Genomic DNA, 16,911 nt, shown 5'->3' with positions numbered 1-16,911 from the left:
TAGCGCCAAAATCACCGGCAATGCCGAGGCCCACGGGGTGCTGATTCCCCGCTCACCCTTCACGGGCGGCCTCGGCATTTTTGCATCGATCCGCCCTTAAGAATTGGACGGATAGATGAAGACCCAAAAGCTGATTGAACTGGAACGCGACCGCCTCACCATTATGGAAGAGGCCCGTTCGCTCCTGCACGACCTTGAAAGCGAGACCGACGAGGCGAAGGCGCGCGAATTGGAACGCCAGCACGACAAGGCCATGCGCTCGCTCGATGCAAACAAGCTCGACATTGAGGAAGAGCAGATGAACTCCGCCGATGAGGCTGAGCGCAATGCCCGCCGCCCCGGATCGAACGGCAGCGTTGGCGGCAGCGATGACGGAGCAAACGACTTTGCCCGCGCTTGGAGCGGCGAAGGTCGCGGCGAGTGGATCGATGAAAAGGGCAACGCGGTTCGCGTGCTCGAAAACACCGACCGATTTAGCGACACCCGACAGCGCGGCAATGCCCTAGGCGATACCGTCCGAGCAATGGTGACTGGCGCACGCAACGACACCGAGCGCCGCGCCCTTGCTGAAGGCACAGATAGCGCGGGCGGCTATACCGTCCCCACGCCCCTCGCCTCTTGGTTCATCGACCGTCTGCGCTCGCAGTCCGTGGCGGTTCGAGCTGGCGCTCGCACAGTCCCGATGGAATCTCAGACTCTTGCCATCGCACGGCTCGAAACCGACCCGACGATTGGCTGGCGCGCTGAGAACGCGAGCATCGCTGAAGGCGATCCGACCTTTGGCGCAGTGACGCTCACCGCGAAGTCGCTGGCAGGCATCTTGAAGGTCTCGCGCGAACTAATGGCGGACAGCCTCAACGTGGGCGAAATGATCGAGAACGCTCTTGCGCAGACCATGGCGCTGGAGATGGACCGCGCCGCAATATGGGGCGACGGTTCGAGCAATCAGCCGACTGGCGTTGTGAACACGGTTGGCATCAATAGCGTTAGCATGGGCACGAATGGCGCGGCTCTGGCTGACTATGACAGCCTCATCGATGCGATCTATGAGTTGCACGCGGCAAACGTGCCGAACCCGACTGCTGGCATTCATCACCCTCGCACGGGACGCGAACTTGCCAAGCTGAAGGACGCAGACGGAAATCCGCTTGGGGTTCCCGGCATGGTCTCGAACGTTCCTTTGCTTTCGACCACGGCGGCTCCAATCGACGACACGCAAGGCACGGCGACCGACGCTTCGAGCGTGGTTTATGGTGACTTTCGCCAGATGTTCCTTGGTATGCGCGAGAGCATCAACATCCGCATTCTCGACCAGCTTTACGCTGACAGCGGCCAGATCGGCATTCTGGTTCATGCCCGCATGGATGTGCAGCTCGCACAGCCCAAGGCGTTCTGCGAACTCGCTGGCATTATTCCGCCTGCGTAACCTTTTCCCGGCGGCTGCTCGCAAGGTTCGCCGCCGGGTTTCCTGGGTGGGAGAGGGGGAACGGTCCTCCCCCAAGGAGACCCCTCTCCCATTCCCCTAAACAATTGGAGTTCCGCACTTGGCCACTACCATGCTTGGCAGCCTGTTAATCAGCTTGGGCTTGGACTCTGGAGAGTTCAAATCCGGCTTAGATGCTGCCGAAAAACAGATGAAGAAGTCGGAGCGCAACATGAAGCGCATGGGCCGCGACCTTCAGAACATCGGCAAGAGCCTCACCGTTGGCCTCACTGCGCCCATCGCAGGGGTGGCGTTGGCCTTTGGACGCGCGGCAGGCACGATGGCGCAGGAAAGCAAGAGCATGGCCAATTCGGCTCGCCTTGCTGGCGAGGGCTTTGAGCGCTTCCAGCGCCTTGCCCATGCCGCGAGTGTGGGCGTTGGTATTAATGCCGAAAAGCTAGGCGACATTCTCAAAGACACCCGCGACAAGATTGGCGACTTTGCCAGCACGGGCGGCGGCGAAATGGCCGACTTTTTCGAGAACATTGCGCCCAAGGTTAACCTGACCGCCGAGGCCTTCCGGGGCCTAAGCGGCAAGGATGCCTTGCAGCTTTACTATGACAGCCTCTCGAAGGCCGGCGTTTCGCAAGAGCAAATGGTCTTCTACATGGAGTCCATTGCCGACGAAGCCAGCGGCCTAATCCCGCTCCTGGCCGAAAGCGGACGCGAGTTCGACAGGCTTGCCAGCAAGGCTACGATTGTCTCCAGCAGCGATGCAAAGCAGCTAGAGGAATACACCGAAGCACAGCGCGAAATGACGAGCGCCACGCGGCAGCTAACCATTGCTTTCGTGAATAGCGGCCTGCTTGAAGGCCTGACCAATATTGTGACCGCGATTGCGGACTTCACTTCCAAGCTAGCCAAGGCCAGCCCCTTTGCTTTCCAGCTAGCGGCAGGCGTAGGCGCGGCGTTGGCAGTTCTAGGCCCGCTAGGCATTGCGGTGGGCGGCGTAACGCAAATCATCGCCCCGGCCATTGCAGCCTTCAAAACCTTTGGGGGGATGGTGACGGCGGCCGCCACAGCAAGCGGCTCTGCAATTCCAATCCTCGCAGGCTTGAAAGCGGCGATAGGTTCCGTGCTCGCAACGGCACTACCGTGGATTGCCGCACTGACAGTTGTGGCGGGCGTGATTTACCTCGTCGCAAACCGCAGCAAGCTGCACACTGACACGGCGAAGAAACTTGCCGAGCAGCAGGCCATTAACAAGCGCGTCACTGACAAGCTTAGGGAGGCAACCGACAACCTTGCGACCGCCCACGGCGAGGCCCGCAAGGCTGCGCTGGAATCTGCCCGCGCGACTTACGAGATGACAAAGCAGGAGCGCGATGCCGTATGGTGGAAGCTCCAGATGGCGAAAGCCGAGCTTCGCCTTGCGCAAATCCGCACCCGCACACAGCGCAACGCGACGACTGGCGGCGTGGCCGGAACGGCTGGCTTCATTCAGGGCCTAGGCGATACCGAGGTTGGCAAGGCTCGCGACCTTGCGGACGGCTTCGCAGCGCAGCTTGAAGAGCTAAACAAAGACCTTGCCGATGCGCGCAAGAAGATCACCGCGCCCGCTCCGGTCAACTCGTATGTCCCACCCTCCACTTCAAGCGGTAGCGCCACTGGCAGCAATGCACGCGGCTCCGGGCGTAGCAAGGCGGAAATTGAGGACCAGTTCAAGCGCGACCTTGGCGCGCTCTATGAGCGCACATGGTCCGCGATGTCGGCGGTTGCCACCAGCGCGGAGGAAAGGGCTGAACTGGAGCTGCGCAGCGTGGAGCTTGCCCGCCTTCAGGCCTTGAAAGAGATTGAGGCTAACGAGGACTACAACGAAGCGCAAAAGCGCGAGCTTGCCGGAGCGGTGGAGTTCCTTGCCGACCGCGAACGAGCGGCGGTGGAGTATCAGCGCATGGTGGAACTGGAGCGCGAGGCAGCGGACATGGCCGCAACCCGCGTGGACATTGAGCGCGACAAGCTGGACCTTCAATACAGCATGGCCAACACGCAGGCCGAGCGGAAGCTCATTGCTGCCGAGATTCTTGCACTGGAGCAGGAATACAGGCGCAACCAGCTAGAGATGGTCATTGCCAGCTCTACGGCAGCCGATGCCGAGAAAAGGCGCGCACAGGCCATCCTAGACAGTCTGGAGGCTATTGAGGCCGGAGAGCGTGCCGAGGATGCAAGGCGCAACGAAACCGACGCGGAACGCTATGGGCGCGAGATAAGCAAGACGGGCGCGCAGATTGGCGAGGAATTGGACCGCATCAAAATTCGCGGTCTTGAATCGCTTAATGATGCGCTGACGGATGCAATTGTGAACTTCCGCAATTTGCGCGACACGGTTTCCGGCGTTGTGAAAAGCATTCTTGCCGACCTGATCCGGCTGCAAATTCAGCAAGCAGTTATCAAGCCGCTAGCCGGGGCAATGGGCATTCCAATTCCCGGCTTCGCCACTGGCACTAGCTTTGCTCCTGGCGGCATGGCGCTTGTCGGTGAGCGCGGGCCGGAGCTTGTGAACCTCCCACGCGGGTCAAAGGTCAAAACGGCAGGCGTAACAAGCGCCATGCTTCAAGGTCCGATGGGCCAGCAAAGCATGAGACCGATCCATATGACGGTGAACACACCCGACGCGGATAGCTTCCGCAAAAGCGAAGGCCAGATTGCGCGCGAACTTCGCCGCAAACTGAACGGGGTTTGAGAATGAAACTGGACGCAAGCCAATTCAGCAATGACGAGATTGCCGAAATCCTCGCAAAGCAGCTTGAAGCGGTGGAGCAAGAGGCCATCGCTTTTGGCCTTCCTCGCGCAGCAATCGGCATGGGCTTTGCCCGCGCGGCCCGCCGAATACGCGAGGCGATGGAGCGCGATGGCGCAACGATAAACTAGAGCAAGCGGCGTACCACTACGAACACCGCCACTCCGAAGCAGAAAAGCGCCAAGACCAACAGCCCTGCAAACTCCAGTTTGGCGAAGCGGTCCCCCGGCTGAGGCTCCTTGTCGCGCCAATCCTTCATTGACCAATGTTCTCGCCATGTTCCATTTGAAGCATGGTCCGCCACTCTCTCGATTCGGTCAATGAGTTCGCCCGCCAAGGCTACAACCTGCGCATCACTTGCAGCGGCTGCGGTCGCGTTATCGAGGCCAATGCGGTCGAGATGATGGTGGAACTAAACAGGCGGCGCGCACCGTTGTCGATTGCCAGCCTGGAGGATCGCGCCAAGTGCCGGGAATGTGGCCACAGGGGTGCGACTGTCACTGCGTGTGAAGTGAATATCTAGCCAACTTTGAAAAGAAATCCGTCTTTGTGTAGCAAATACCAGCCACGGGAATTTGAGAGGAGACAGATGGACTTTATCGACTACGCGACTGTCGCGTTAGCGCTCTTCTTTTTTGAGTTCGGCCGATGGATACCGCCGGATGAATGGAAATCCCTGCTTGGAGTTCCAATTGCTGGAGTCGTATTTTCTGGGTTCCTTGGGGTCGCGACGACTGATCCTGAGAGATTAGTCGAAATGCTTATTGTTTGGTCAATGAGCAGTCTTGCGGGGTATCTGCGAAACAGAGCAGAGGTGGCTTAGTTTGCGATAAATAGACGACGGTAACAAATTCCACTGCTAAGGAATGTCTGATGAAACCGCTGGGCGGCGTGGTCAACGTTCTATTCCTAATTTGAGGGACCATCGAAAATGTCAGACTTGCGGCCATAGGGGCGCGACGAACACAGCTTGCGAGGTTAGCTTTTAGGCTGTTTTCCAGCTTCCGCCCTCTTGCAGTCGTGGCTTAGGATATTCGGTCACGTGTGCAGGTTGCGCTAACATTACACTGAACTTGATGCGGCTAGCGTTGGTCTCACTACGACCGCTCGCTGATCCCGAAGATAGCTCTGCGGATGCCTGAAGGGAGAGGACGCTGATTAGTCCCGCTTTGCCGCCTACTTTCTCCGCCGAATTATCGTCCGTCGCATCTGTGACCGTTATTGCCACATCAAATTCCACCGGTGATGGATTGGCTACCTTAGCCCCCCTCCCAGCTTCGCGACGGGTTGGGTTTACCTCGGCTTCGATCTCTTTCTCAGCTATGAATCTTTTTGCGTCGTCAACCCCGGCGACAATCTGTGAAAGCGTCTCAGCGACAAAGGTCTGAAGGTCCATCCGAATCTGCCCCTATCCTTGGCGCGCCGCATCAGCGCATTGTTACCTATACGTTACCTAGCTAAGCCAAGGTAACTCTCAAAACTTCGCAAAAGTGGCGCGCCCGGCAGGACTCGAACCTGCTGCCTCAAGATTAGAAGTCTCGCGCTCTATCCAGATGAGCTACGGGCGCGCGCCGACCTGCCCATAACGCGGCTTTGCGTGTAGGCCAATCGGCGATAGGCAGCGGCTTATGGAAAAGCCCCTCCCTTCAGCCACGACCACCGAGCCACGCTTCCGCTTCTATGATCTTGTGATGGCTGCATTCGTGACCGTGCTGCTGCTGTCCAATATCATCGGCGCGGCCAAGCTTTCGGCCATCCCGGTCGGTTTCTGGCCCGAAGGCTGGTGGCCCGCGCCCGAGGGCATGTTCATCTTCGGCGCGGGAATCCTGTTCTTCCCCGTCAGCTACGTCATCGGCGACGTGCTTACCGAGGTTTATGGTTATGCCCGCGCGCGGCGTGTCATCTGGACGGGCTTTGCCGCGATGGTCTTCATGGCGCTGATGAGCTGGGCCGTCGTCGCCATGCCGCCCGCCGACGGCTGGGACGGACAAGAGGCCTACAAGAGCGTTTTCGGCCTCGTCCCGCGCATCGTGCTCGCCTCCATCATCGCCTTCTGGGCGGGCGAGTTCGTCAATTCCTATGTCCTTGCGCGGATGAAAATCTGGACGGGAGGCAAGGCGCTGTGGAGCCGCACGATCGGATCGACCGTGGTCGGCCAGGCGGTCGACAGCGCGATTTTCTATCCCGTCGCGTTCCTCGGCATCTGGGAGACCAGCGCGGTGCTCACTGTCATGGTCACCAATTGGGCGCTCAAGGTCCTGTGGGAAGCGGTCCTGACGCCGGTGACCTATGTCGTGGTCGGCAGGCTGAAACAGGCCGAGGGGGTCGAGATTTTCGATACCGACACCGATTTCTCGCCCTTCGCGAATTCCGACACCCGCGCATAGGAAAAGGGGCGACCCGCAGGCCGCCCCTCCCTCCCCCTTTTAACAGGTCCGCCTAGAACTTCGCGCCCACAGCGACACCGTAGCGGCGCGGATCGAGCGTGAAGATGTTGGTGAACAGGCCCGACGACTGGTCGGTGACGTAAAGCCCGGTCACTGCATCGCTGTCGAACATGTTCTGGACGAAGCCGCGTACATACCAGCGCTCGTCCTGACCGTTCAGCTGCAACTGGGCGTTGACGATTTCATAGCCCTGGATGCGGTTGATATTGTCGTTGAAGATGCTGCCGTAGCTTTCGCCCTGGTAGGACACGTCGACGCGCGGCACGAGGCTCATGCCGTTGCTGAATTCATGCGTGTACTGCGCACCCACCGAGAACTTGAATTCGGGCGCCTGCGGCAGCTGGCTGCCCTGGATGTCGACCGGGATACCCGAAGACACCGTGATGCCGCCGAAGCCAGCTCCCCCCACAGCAGCAACATCGAATAACGCCTGGCAGAGCGAGAAGGCGCCCGTAGTGTTGGTTGAGGGGATCGGCGTGGTGGGCTGCAACACACCGCCCAAAACTACCCCGTTGACGTAATTGACGAAATTGTTCGCCTGCTCTGCACTGCCGATATCGGATGTCACCGCACAGTTGCTGCCAAGGCTGATGTCCTTGATGATGACGGTGTCGTCCTGACCTGCCGAGACATCGCGCGGATTGATCAGCAGCTTGCTCTCGGACACTTCCGAATTGAGGTAGCTGGCGTTGAAATTGACCAGCACGTTCGCCGCCGGTGAGACGATGGCTTCCGCTTCGATGCCCCAGATATCGGCATCGATATTGTCGTTCACCGAGGTGCGCGAAATAATGCGGCTGAGCTGCAGCCCGCTGTACTTGTAATAGAACCCGGTCAGGTTGAGGACCAGATCGCCGTTGCCGAAGACATTCTTCGAACCGATTTCGAAGGCGTCCACATCTTCGGGAGCGAAGGTCTCGTTGACCGCCCCCACCGACAGCGGCGGGTTGATACCGCCGGACTTGTAGCCCCGCGAATAGGAAGCGTAGAGCAGGTTGTCCGGAGTCAGCTCGAAGTCGGCCACGAAGCGCCCGGTCAGGCGGTCGAAACTGACGTCGCGTTCGGTGAACTCCTGCACGCCCGGCGTCGCACGGTCGAAATCGGCTGCGGCATAGTTCAGCGCATCGGTGATGTCCTGCGCCGAATAGGGCGCGATGAGCGCCTGGCCGCCGCTGAACTCGGTCGAGTTGCCATCGCTATAAAGCAGGGTGCGGGCACGCAGTGATTTCTCGTCATTGTTGTAGCGCAGGCCTGCGGTGAACTTCAGGCGATCGGTTGCCTGCAGGTATACCTCACCGAAGATACCGTAGCTGGTGAGGTTCATCTCCGGCGTGTTGTTCCGGTAGAAGGGCGAGATGCGGTAAACCGGCGTTCCTCCGGTCGCACCCGATGCCGTGACGGCAGCACCGAGAATACCGGCCGCGTAATCGAGGCCGAAGCTGTTCACATAGTAGCTGTTGTCCGAGATCTTGGCATCGAGATAGCTCGCGCCGACGAGGAAATTGAAAGCCCCGTCGAAGTCGCTGCTGATGTTGATTTCGGCATTGTACTGCCGCTGGTCCTGTTCGGACCGGTCGAAGTTGAGGCTGGTGTCGAAGCAACCGATGCTGTTGCCGCCGAATACGCCGACGCCATTGGGATCGGTCGCCGATTGGCATACTCCCCCTGCCGGCCCGTTCGGGATGAGCGTGTTGGCAACCGGCGCAAATGCGAACCCGAGCGTCGGGCTGGCGGCAAAGGCCTGGAGCGCCAACAGGCCGGGATTGTTCGCGAGCGAATCCTGCTGGCTCAAATTGTAGTCGGTGGTCGTGTCGATGCGGTTCTTGGTATAACCGCCGGTGAGCGAGACGGTCAGCGCGCCGATGTCCTGCTCGAGCGTCGCCATATAGATTTCTTCACGAGCGAAATAGGTCGGTTCGTAATCGATGGCGACGGTGCGCAGGTCGGTGGGGTTGACCGCATTCTGGAAGGCGTCGGGGCCATAGAGGCTTCCGAGACCGAGCGGCGCGAAGGCCGGACTCACAGCAATCGCAAGCAGTTCGTTCGAGCCCAGCACCCCGGCCAGCGTCGAATTCGCGTTGGTCACGTCGTTGCCGAGACGGTCGGGCAGACAGCCGAGCACGCCGGTGGGGTCGCGGTTACAGAGCTGTTTCTGGATACGCGAACGCGCATCGTCTTCCTCGAAGTAATATCCCATCAGCGTCAGGCGGGTATCGGCGGTCGGCTCCCACATGACGGTGCCGCGAATGGCGTACATATTACGGTCGTCGATATCGTTGCCGGTGACGAGGTTGTTCACGAAGCCGTCGCGGTCGAGGAAATAGCCCGCCACGCGCACGCCCAGCGTATCGCCGATCGGCACGTTGACCATGCCCTTGGCCTTGATGCTGTTGTAATTGCCGTATTCGAATTCGGCAGCGGCACCGAACCCGGTAAGGTCGGGCTTGGCGGTGACGACGTTCACGACGCCCGAAGTCGCATTGCGGCCGAACAGAGTACCCTGCGGCCCACGCAGGACCTCGACACGTTCGAGATCGAAGAATTCGGTTTCGAACAGACGCGAATTGGTCAGCGGCATTTCGTTGATGTGGATGCCGGTGGCGGAATCGCACGAGGTGCCGACGCACAGATCGCCGATGCCGCGGATGGTGAAGCTGGACGATGTGAAATTGGTCTTGGTGAAGGTGATGTTGGGCAGGGAAAGCTGGAGATCGCTGCTGTTCTCGATCTGCTGCGCTTCGAGCGCTTCGGCATCGAAGGCGCTGACCGCAATCGGCACTTCCTGAAGGCTTTGCGCCTGGCGCTGCGCGGTGACGATGATGATGCGGCTGCCATCGGTCTCTTCGACGATCCCGGACTCGCTGCTGTCGCCGGTGACGTCCTGCGCATAGGCCGGAACTGCGAATGCACCTGCACAGATGCCCGCCATCAGGGTGGCCCTGATCCTCATAATCCCTCTCCTCTTCCCTCAGCCCACTCAGACGGGGGCCTGAAGGCAAGCTATCATACATTCGTATGCGCGCAAGGTTTTGCGCATTATTCTTGCGCAAAACTGCTGCCCTGCGACCCTTTGTTGCATTGCAGCAATTTCACAGGATGCAATTGACGTTACGGCATGGCGCCCTTGCGCCTGCCTTCCCTTACGACATGGTGGGTTTCATCAGAGGAGTTCGCTGCTCTGCGCAATATGCGCGATGCCGCGCTTGCCACTGGAATCGCGGCTCAATTGCACCACGACGTCGATGACGCTGGCGGCATAGGCGATGGTATCCGAGCGCGTGAGGCCGATGCCGGTCTGCATGACCATCAGCGACAATTGCTCGAGCGCGCCGCGCAGGGAGTTCGCATGAATGGTCGAGAAGCTGCCCGGGTGACCGGTGTTGATGGCGCGCAGGAAGCTGACACTTTCCGCCCCGCGCAACTCGCCCAGCACGATGCGGTCGGGGCGCAGGCGCAGGGCTGCCTGAAGCAGTTCGTTGGCCGTCACCTTGGCCTCGCCCAGCTCGCCCTTCACCGCAACGAGGCCGACGCCGTTCTCGCCCGGCAGTTTGAGCTCGGGCGTATCCTCGACCAGCACCACGCGCTCCTGTTTCGGGATCTCGCCGAGCATGGCGTTGAGGAAGGTCGTCTTGCCGGTGCTGGTACCGCCGGAAACGAGGATGGTGCGGCGCTGGCGGATAGCTTCGCGTAAGAAAGCCACCGGCTCGGCCTGCGGGTCGGGCATCGGCCCTTGCTGCGCAGGAGTGAGCGGCCCGGTGTCGTAGGCGTCGAGCGGAAGGTCGAGGCGGCGATGGCGGCGAATGGCCATGGCCCAGTGCTTGCGCGCCGCGGGAGGGCCGCAGAATTGGACACGCGCGCCGTCGGGCAGGGTAGCGCCTAATAGCGGATGTTCGCGGTTGATGCCTTGGTGGCTGACCCGAGCGACCTGTTCGGCCAGCCGCTGGATCAGGCGGTCATCGATATCTGGGCGGATGACTTTCTGCATCCCGCCTGCCGCCGCATCCTCGACCCAGATTTCGCCCGGGCGGTTGACGAGGATTTCGGTGACCGTGTCGCGCTCCAGCCATTCGGCGAAGGGCTTCAGGTATGCTTCGAGATAGACGCTGCGCTCGCCGTGCAGGTCGACATTGGGCGCGTCTTCTTCCGGATTGTCGTCCGGCAGGAAGGGGTGGATGTCCGCGCTCACGCCTGCCTCAGCTGACCCGGCTGAAATCGAGGTCGCGGGCGGTGAAGATGCGGATGGGCTCGCCCTGCCGCACACGCACCGTGGGACCGCGCTTGCCGTCCTGCTCTGCCGCAGTGGCCGCCGCCGAGCCGCCGCCGCCGAGCACCAGCCCGCCTGCGCCGCCGGTCGCAAGCTGGCCGAGGCCGCCGACGACCGAGAGCAGCATGGCCGAGCCGAAACGCTTGAAGAAGCCGTTGCCCGAGACCTTGCCTTCGAGACCCGTGGTGCCGTCAAAGCCGATGGCGGGTGAGGCGAGGTTCACCGAGGCACCGTCGGGCCGGATGAGGCGCGTCCAGATGACATAGGCGCGTTTCTGGCCGTTCTGCATGCCCGACTGGTACTGGCCGATAAGACGGCTCGAGCGCGGCACGAGGACCTGCGTGCCGTCGAAGCTGCGTACGTCCTGGCTCACCACGGCGCGGACGTAGCCCGGCACATTGGTGTCGATGGCGGTTTCGAGGATGGCGGGGATGAGCGTGCCCTGCGTCACCGTGGTGGCGGGATTGGTCATCGCCTTGGCCTGCGCCGGAGCGCCGCCGACGCCGCCCACGCGGCTGGCGAAATCGCTGGCGGAATCGCCCGTCTGCGCGAGTGGAGCGCCCTCGCCTGCCTCGACAGCCGGACCGGTTGCAAGCGTAGCGGCTGCGCTTCCAGCGTCGAAGACGACGGTGGGGTTGTTGTAGGGATTACCTGCAGGCTGCGGTGGCGCGGCCAGCACCGGAGCGGGTGCAGGGGCAGCCATGGCGGCTGTCTGTGCAGGCGTCGGCGGAGCTACTTCGACAGGCGGCGGCGCTACCGGCTGGACTGCGGGCTGCGGCGCAACCGCCTCGCTGCCGACACTCGGCTGCTCGGGCAGGCGGGCGCTGCTCATGCTCCAGAGCGTAACCGCGCCAAGGCCTGCAACGATGGCGATGCCCGCCACCATGCCCATCGCATCGCCCTTGCCGCCGGGACGCGCCACGGCGGGGAAGGCGTTGCGCTGGGCGAGGTCGATGACTTCGGCATCGGTCTCGTCACGCGGATCGGTGTCGTTGGCGACCCTGGTGTCCTGCGGGATACGGTTGGCGAGGCGCATCAGTTATCTCCCATACGGGCAAATTCGCCGCCCGCAGTGCTCGCGGTGCGTTCGGGGCCGGTGTTGACCAGCGTGGCGGCCTGCTCGCCTGCACGCAATGTGATGGAGCGCGGGACGCCGTCGATGACGATAGTATCGCCGCGCACGGTATAGTTGACCGGGCCTTCGTCGCCCTTGGCGTTGGTGACGAGGATGGCGGGCACGTCGCGCCCGGCACCCCAGGTGAGGAAGGTCGCCTCGCCATCGTCGAAGGCACGTTCGGGCAATAGCGCGGCGTCTCCGTCACCATTCCATGCGAAATTGAGGTCGGCCGGGTCGACTGCCGAGAACGGGTCTGCGGGCGCCTGCTGTTCGGCCTTGGCCTCGGCCAGTTCGGCCTTTTTCGCCTCTTCTTCAGGGTCGACCGGATAATCGAAGCGCAGGACGTAAAGCGGCTTGGCATTCGGACTGGCCACGAGGTCGAACAGGTAAGTGCGCTTGGTGGTTACCACGGTCAGGTTGGTCGCCGCGCGTGCCTCCAAGGGTTTCACGAAGAGGATGTTGGCGCGCTTGTTCGGCGTCACCTGCCATGTCTGCGAATTGCCGATGGCGACGTTCTCGATGGCTTCATCCTCGCCGAAGACGATGCTCGCCTGCACGTTGACGCGGCCGGGGAGCGTGAAGACCTCCATCTCGTCATACATCACCTCCTGCAGGCGCGGATCGGCGAGCGCAGGGGCGCTGAGCAGCGAGAGCGAGAGCGCGGCAATCATGGCGCGTTTCATGGGTTTTTCTCCGTAGAACCGAGACTGCGCGGCGGGGCGGACTTGAAACGGCTGCCGATACCCGTCGTGCGGCTTGGGCCACTGGTAAGGGGCCCTGTCTGAGCGCCGCCTGAAGCGGTCGCGTAAACCTTGGTGGTGCGCGATGTCCCGCCGCCGCTGTCGTTGGCGGCAGCGCCGGTGGCGACAGCCGAGACATCGATGCGGCGCGCCTGTTCGCTCGCCTGCGTGGCGGCCTGCGCGTGTGCGAGCGGCTGGACCACTTGCGGCGCGGGTGCGGGAGCCGGCGTCTGATGGTTCGAGCTGTCATCCCTCGAGGGCACGAGGCCGAAGACGGTCCACCCAGACACCATGGCTCCGGCGACCTTGAACACCATCACCATCAGCGCGACATGCACCGCGCCGATCATGAAGAAGGCCATGCCCGCCTGTGCCGGGACAACGCCCGGATTGGCAGTCAGCGCCGAAAGAATGGGCACTGCAAGCTCGAGCATGATGGAGCCGCCCAGCACCGCGAACAGCGGCGCCAGCGCGCACATAACCACACCCTTTAGCCAGCCGGTAAAGAGGCCGCGCGTCCCGTTGAACAGCGCGAGCACCACGAAAACCGGCCCCAGCGCCACGAGGATGCCGAGCGCAATCTTGGTCGTGACCAGTAGCCCGACCGTGCCGAGCATGAACAGCATCGCGCCGAGCCACATCATCCCGTGCGGGCTGAAGGCGGAGAAATCCTGGTTGTTGCCGCTCGCTTCCTGGATAGCGATGAAGACGACATCAATCTTCTGCGCGAAGACATCGGTGGCCGAGCCGCGCGTGCCTGTCAGCACCCCGGCGAGCCAGTCGGGCGTGTAGACGAAGAGGTTCCACACCACGCTCTGGTAAGCGACCCAGCTGGTGGCAAAAGTCAGCACGAGGCCCAGCGTCATCATGCGCGGGACGAGGCTGCGCACGCCGATATTGGTACGGCCGGTCAGCAGCAGGAAGCCGAAGATCGCGATGTATATCGTGAGGATCGCGGTCAGCGCATAGCTGAGCGCGCCGCCCGAAGCGAAGAGCTTGCCGAAAGCGGCCGCGCTTGCCTCGCCTGCCACGCAGTCGACGCCGCGCAGCGCCGCTGCGACCCCGTTGCCTACCTGTTCGGCGACCTGCTGGCAGTTGGCGGAGGTCATTCGGCCGCCAGTCCGATCTCGATATCGTCGCCGCGCGCATCGTCCGGACCGCCCGGCCATGCCGTGCCGGTGAGCGCGGGGAACCAGTCGGCAGGCGCATCGCCCATGGCTTCACGCAGCAAGTCGAGACGGCGCACCGAGCTTTCGCGGCCCGAGAGCAGCGTCAGCACTTCGGGCGCGCCCGAGAGGTCGAGGCGAACCACGACGCTGGCATCGGGCTGGCGCACGAGAAAGCAGCGGCTGTGCGCAGGAAGCGTACGAATGAGCGCAAGCTCGTGGCTGGTGAGGCCGAAGCCGTCGCAATAGTCTTCGACGCGGGCGCGGCTGTTGGGCATGAAGACCATGGTCGCGGTCTGCTCCACCAACGCAGTCGAAATGCGGCTTTCCAAAGCGTCGCGCGCGGACTGGGTGGCGAAGCCAACCAGTGCATTGCGTTTACGCAGCGTCTTGAGCCAATCGCGGATGCGCGCAGCGAAGACCTCGTCGTCCAGCGCCTTCCAGCCTTCGTCGATGAGGATCATCGTCGGCTTGCCGTCGAGACGCTCATCGATGCGGTGGAAGAGATACATCATGGTCGGTGTGCGCAGCTTGGGGTTTTCGAGCAGCGCAGTCATGTCGAAGCCGAGCACGCGGGCGGTCAGGTCGAGCTGGTCGTCGGCATTGTCGAACAGCCAAGCGTTTTCGCCAGAGTTGATCCAGGCGCCCAAGCGGTCAGCCAAATCACCCGGCTGCGGGCGGCGCGTGCCCGAAAGCAGTTCCTTGAAGTGACGCAGGCGGCGAAGTGAGGCGTCATTGGCATAGGCCGCATCGACAGCCGCTGCGATGGTCGCATCTTCTTCCGGCCCGTTGGCCTTGAGCAGCACGCCCAGCCAGTCGCGCAGGAAGGCGCGGTTGCCCGGCGTATCGGGCAGCGCCATCGGGTTGAAGCCGGTCGGCTCGCCTGCGCGGATGCTGTCGTAACGCCCGCCGATGCCGCGTACGAAGAGCTCGGCGCCGCGGTCCTTGTCGAATAGGATCGTGCGGGGGCTGAACTTCTGCGCCTGCGCGGCAAGGAAGTTCATCACCACGGTCTTGCCCGAACCCGACGGCCCGATGACCGAGAAATTGCCAAGGTCGCCGTGGTGGAAGTTGAAGAAGAACGGCGTCGCGCTGGTGGTTTCCAGCAGCGTCACCGCCTCGCCCCAGTGGTTGCCTTGCGCCTGACCCAGCGCAAATCCGTGCAGACTGCCGAAGCTCGCCATATTGGCGCTGGAAATCAGCGCGCGCCGGACGAGATAGCCCTCGTTACCGGGGAACTGGCCCCAGAAAGCGGGTTCCAGATTGGTATCCTCGCGCACGGCGATCGCGCCCGTATCGCCCAGCGCAGCGGCGCAGGCGGCAGTTGCATCGTCGAGGCGGGCAAGGCTCGATTCCTTGACCATCACGGTAAGGTGGTGGTCGCCGAAACCGACCGCGCCGTTGCCCAGCGCATCGCGCGCGGCCATCATGTCGGCACGTTCGGCGACAGCTTCCTCGTCCGCGCTTTTCAACCGGCGAATGGCGAGGTCCATGCGTTCGCGTGCGGTCTGGCGCTCGGCGGGTGCGTAGCTTTCCGAGACGACCATTTCGAACGGCAGCCGCAGCAGTCCGTCGAGCAGGCCCGGGCTTGTCGCTTCGGGGTAATCCTTAAGGCCAAGCATCGCGCCGAAATCGGGTGAACCCGAGCCGCGCATTTCCAGCGCGTCGAGCCCGAAGCTGACGCGGCGGTAGGGCAGCATCATACCGAGGTCGACATCGTCCGAGGGCTTGCGCACGGGGCGCATCTCGCCGTTGTAGAGCGCGGAAAGCAGCTCCAGCATCTCGGAATTCACATTCCCCTGCGGCCCGACGTAATCGCCGAGCACGGTTGCGCCATAGGCCTGCAGCGAGGCGACGAGGCCCTGTGCGGCAGCGCGCAGGCCGCGCAAATCCTTGGGGTCGGCTTCGAGCTGCTGCTTGCGGCCCTTGGCCTTTTTCGAAATCCGCTCGACCAGCCCCGCCTTGCCGCGTGCGGGGCGGCGGATGAGCGTGATGAACTGGTCGTTCACGAACAGCTGGCCCGAACCGAGGCGCTCCTTCCAGCGCGCATCGATATGGCGGCTGATGGGGTCGGGGAATTCTGCTTCCAGCTCCACCGCGACACGGCGGCGGATGACGTGGTGATACATGACGAAGCGCGCATCGAGCGTCGAACGCAGCATCACTTCGCGCGTCGCCGCATGGGCGTTCAGCGCGTCGCTATCCTCGGTCTCGAACAAGAGGCCCGGGACCTGGATGGCGGTCATCAGGCTGCCGTCGCGCAGCAGCACCGTGTGTTCGTCGACCAGCCGCGCATAAGGCAGGCGGTCGCCCGCGCGGGCTTCCTTCTCGCTCCATGCGGCGGGGCCGATCCATTTGGTCTTACGCGGCATAGGAATTGCACCCCCAGCGCTTGTAGTTCTTCACGCGCGGACACTTCGACACCTTGGTAATCCAGAGGTCGAAAATGCGCGGTTCGCGCAGGCAGGCGAAATAGCCGACACCATGCATCACCAGCGCGGCGAGCAGAGCCCAGAAGCTGCCGGTGATGAGGAAGACTTCGGTCGTCACGACCCCGTTGATCACGAAATAGTTGAGCGTCACGCCCGCAAACATCTGCGGACGCGTCAGCGCTCTGTGCACGGGGTGGCGGACGAGCGCAGTCATCAGGCTGCCGCCACGCCCTGGATACCGGCGACGATGCTGGCCGCACCGAACAGGATGAAGACGCCGATGATGACGGTCGCGCCGAAGCGCCAGTTGAGGCGGCCGGTGAGCATCATGAAGCCGACGGCGGCCACGGCCATGACCGCAACCGCGGTGGCGACATTACCGAGCAGCGTGCCCTGCAGCCATGCCAGCGCATTGACGACCGGCCCGGAGCCGGCGGGGTCCTGCTGCACGGCCTGTGCGAAAGCTGCCGAAGGGCTGAGAAGAGCGGCGATGGCCACCATCTTGGCGAAAAGCGATTTCAA

General features: G+C 62.5%; 13 protein-coding genes and 1 tRNA gene. 4 read left to right on the top strand and 10 right to left on the bottom strand.

What is annotated here, in order from left to right:
* Window positions 1-115 precede the first annotated feature (115 nt).
* The 3 genes from K3152_RS13475 (at window position 116) to K3152_RS13465 (ending at window position 4,354) form a co-directional block, all read left to right on the top strand.
* Window positions 116-1,426 carry a phage major capsid protein gene (locus tag K3152_RS13475; protein WP_221574654.1) on the top strand — a complete coding sequence of 437 codons (1,311 nt, stop codon included), beginning with the start codon at window positions 116-118 and terminating at the stop codon, window positions 1,424-1,426.
* 208 nt (window positions 1,427-1,634) lie between these two features.
* A complete protein-coding gene (locus tag K3152_RS13470; RefSeq protein WP_221574653.1) occupies window positions 1,635-4,166 on the top strand; it encodes a coiled-coil domain-containing protein in 2,532 nt (843 codons plus the stop codon).
* A 2-nt stretch (window positions 4,167-4,168) separates the two neighbouring features.
* Entirely contained in the window at window positions 4,169-4,354 is a 186-nt protein-coding gene (locus K3152_RS13465; protein WP_221574652.1) for a hypothetical protein, read from the top strand.
* An 854-nt stretch (window positions 4,355-5,208) separates the two neighbouring features.
* Here the strand turns inward: K3152_RS13465 and K3152_RS13460 are convergent.
* Window positions 5,209-5,619 carry a hypothetical protein gene (locus K3152_RS13460; protein WP_221574651.1) on the bottom strand — a complete coding sequence of 137 codons (411 nt, stop codon included), beginning with the start codon at window positions 5,617-5,619 and terminating at the stop codon, window positions 5,209-5,211.
* Between the two features lie 95 nt (window positions 5,620-5,714).
* Window positions 5,715-5,791: transfer RNA gene (locus tag K3152_RS13455), tRNA-Arg, on the bottom strand.
* 60 nt (window positions 5,792-5,851) lie between these two features.
* On the opposite strand from K3152_RS13455, the gene K3152_RS13450 reads away from it, so the two are divergent.
* Window positions 5,852-6,610 carry a queuosine precursor transporter gene (locus K3152_RS13450; RefSeq protein ID WP_221574650.1) on the top strand — a complete coding sequence of 253 codons (759 nt, stop codon included), beginning with the start codon at window positions 5,852-5,854 and terminating at the stop codon, window positions 6,608-6,610.
* A gap of 52 nt (window positions 6,611-6,662) precedes the next feature.
* On the opposite strand, the gene K3152_RS13445 is transcribed toward K3152_RS13450, so the two are convergent.
* The 8 genes from K3152_RS13445 to K3152_RS13410 all read right to left on the bottom strand — a co-directional run bounded on the left by K3152_RS13445 (window position 6,663) and on the right by K3152_RS13410 (window position 16,890).
* Complete coding sequence (locus K3152_RS13445) at window positions 6,663-9,620, bottom strand: TonB-dependent receptor (RefSeq protein WP_221574649.1); 2,958 nt, start codon at window positions 9,618-9,620, stop codon at window positions 6,663-6,665.
* Window positions 9,621-9,830: 210 nt separating this feature from the next.
* Window positions 9,831-10,856 carry a P-type DNA transfer ATPase VirB11 gene (virB11, locus tag K3152_RS13440; protein WP_221574648.1) on the bottom strand — a complete coding sequence of 342 codons (1,026 nt, stop codon included), beginning with the start codon at window positions 10,854-10,856 and terminating at the stop codon, window positions 9,831-9,833.
* A 7-nt stretch (window positions 10,857-10,863) separates the two neighbouring features.
* Entirely contained in the window at window positions 10,864-11,970 is a 1,107-nt protein-coding gene (locus K3152_RS13435; RefSeq protein WP_221574647.1) for a TrbI/VirB10 family protein, read from the bottom strand.
* Window positions 11,970-12,734, bottom strand: coding sequence for a TrbG/VirB9 family P-type conjugative transfer protein (locus K3152_RS13430; RefSeq protein WP_221574646.1), 765 nt, complete (start codon window positions 12,732-12,734; stop codon window positions 11,970-11,972). The genes K3152_RS13435 and K3152_RS13430 overlap by 1 nt, the downstream gene beginning before the upstream one ends.
* Window positions 12,731-13,900, bottom strand: a complete 1,170-nt coding sequence (locus tag K3152_RS13425; RefSeq protein ID WP_221574645.1) for a TrbL/VirB6 family protein — start codon at window positions 13,898-13,900, stop codon at window positions 12,731-12,733. The genes K3152_RS13430 and K3152_RS13425 overlap by 4 nt, the downstream gene beginning before the upstream one ends.
* Window positions 13,897-16,329, bottom strand: a complete 2,433-nt coding sequence (locus K3152_RS13420; protein WP_221574644.1) for a VirB4 family type IV secretion/conjugal transfer ATPase — start codon at window positions 16,327-16,329, stop codon at window positions 13,897-13,899. Before K3152_RS13420 ends, K3152_RS13425 begins: the two co-directional genes overlap by 4 nt.
* Entirely contained in the window at window positions 16,319-16,603 is a 285-nt protein-coding gene (locus K3152_RS13415) for a VirB3 family type IV secretion system protein (protein WP_040965480.1), read from the bottom strand. Before K3152_RS13415 ends, K3152_RS13420 begins: the two co-directional genes overlap by 11 nt.
* Window positions 16,603-16,890, bottom strand: a complete 288-nt coding sequence (locus K3152_RS13410) for a TrbC/VirB2 family protein (protein ID WP_040965706.1) — start codon at window positions 16,888-16,890, stop codon at window positions 16,603-16,605. The genes K3152_RS13415 and K3152_RS13410 overlap by 1 nt, the downstream gene beginning before the upstream one ends.
* Window positions 16,891-16,911: the final 21 nt, after the last annotated feature.

The organism is Qipengyuania polymorpha, from assembly GCF_019711435.1.
Classification (GTDB): Bacteria; Pseudomonadota; Alphaproteobacteria; order Sphingomonadales; family Sphingomonadaceae; genus Qipengyuania; species Qipengyuania polymorpha.
Note: the sequence above shows the minus strand (reverse complement) of the source record. Positions and strands in the feature narration are given on the sequence as shown.

Bases quoted from the DNA above. Each gene is read 5' to 3' on its own strand.
- K3152_RS13475 (WP_221574654.1), top strand. From the start codon at position 116: ATGAAGACCCAAAAGCTGATTGAACTGGAACGCGACCGCCTCACCATT.
- K3152_RS13470 (WP_221574653.1), top strand. From the start codon at position 1,635: ATGAAGAAGTCGGAGCGCAACATGAAGCGCATGGGCCGCGACCTTCAG.
- K3152_RS13465 (WP_221574652.1), top strand. From the start codon at position 4,169: ATGAAACTGGACGCAAGCCAATTCAGCAATGACGAGATTGCCGAAATC.
- K3152_RS13460 (WP_221574651.1), bottom strand. From the start codon at position 5,619: ATGGACCTTCAGACCTTTGTCGCTGAGACGCTTTCACAGATTGTCGCC.
- K3152_RS13450 (WP_221574650.1), top strand. From the start codon at position 5,852: ATGGAAAAGCCCCTCCCTTCAGCCACGACCACCGAGCCACGCTTCCGC.
- K3152_RS13445 (WP_221574649.1), bottom strand. From the start codon at position 9,620: ATGAGGATCAGGGCCACCCTGATGGCGGGCATCTGTGCAGGTGCATTC.
- K3152_RS13435 (WP_221574647.1), bottom strand. From the start codon at position 11,970: ATGCGCCTCGCCAACCGTATCCCGCAGGACACCAGGGTCGCCAACGAC.
- K3152_RS13430 (WP_221574646.1), bottom strand. From the start codon at position 12,734: ATGAAACGCGCCATGATTGCCGCGCTCTCGCTCTCGCTGCTCAGCGCC.
- K3152_RS13425 (WP_221574645.1), bottom strand. From the start codon at position 13,900: ATGACCTCCGCCAACTGCCAGCAGGTCGCCGAACAGGTAGGCAACGGG.
- K3152_RS13420 (WP_221574644.1), bottom strand. From the start codon at position 16,329: ATGCCGCGTAAGACCAAATGGATCGGCCCCGCCGCATGGAGCGAGAAG.
- K3152_RS13415 (WP_040965480.1), bottom strand. From the start codon at position 16,603: ATGACTGCGCTCGTCCGCCACCCCGTGCACAGAGCGCTGACGCGTCCG.
- K3152_RS13410 (WP_040965706.1), bottom strand. From the start codon at position 16,890: ATGGTGGCCATCGCCGCTCTTCTCAGCCCTTCGGCAGCTTTCGCACAG.